The following is a 528-nucleotide window of genomic DNA, read 5'->3' as shown; positions in this document are numbered from 1 at the left end:
GTAAGGCCTAGAATTAGGTAGCACTTTGCAACTAACGGAAGGAGAACGAGCGATGACTCAGGAAAGCCAGGCACTCAAGACCCGATTGCGAAAATCGAGGAGTTCATTTCAGAGATGAATCGCGAGCGAGAATCGCTGACAGCGAAGATCGAGGCCGAATTGAGCGGCGTCGAGCAGAAGCGCTGGCTCAGACGAGAGGGAAAAAACGTCCGTGGTAGCGCGACACAAATATTGCTGCCGCGCCTTGATGTACTGCGAAAAGCAACAATCGCAGGGACACCAATTACGCAACAGAAAGAAGCCCTGGAAGCCGCAACGGTACGTATCGTACAACAGCTTACGAAAGTTCATTCAAAAGTATTTGGCCCTTGAATACCGAGAGTTTCTCGCGAACTCCAGGACTACCGGAATGCCGCTGGATCAGGGAGAAGCGCCCTTATCAGAACTGGAGCAAGCCGAAATCGATGCGTTTCTGAGTGGCAAAAAACCTGTACCCGCTCCTGCAAAGGAAAAGAGCACTGAGCACCT

The 528-nt window shown here is 51.5% G+C and carries 1 protein-coding gene; it reads left to right on the top strand.

Annotated elements, in window-relative coordinates:
- Positions 1–114 precede the first annotated feature (114 nt).
- Positions 115–372 (top strand): hypothetical protein, encoded by a 258-nt coding sequence (locus tag AWJ19_RS12310; protein ID WP_068724069.1) that lies wholly within the window; start codon positions 115–117, stop codon positions 370–372.
- Positions 373–528 lie beyond the last annotated feature (156 nt).

This window comes from Paenibacillus sp. DMB5 (assembly GCF_001517085.1).
Classification (GTDB): Bacteria; Bacillota; Bacilli; order Paenibacillales; family Paenibacillaceae; genus Paenibacillus_AQ.
This window is presented reverse-complemented; position numbering and strand designations above follow the sequence as displayed.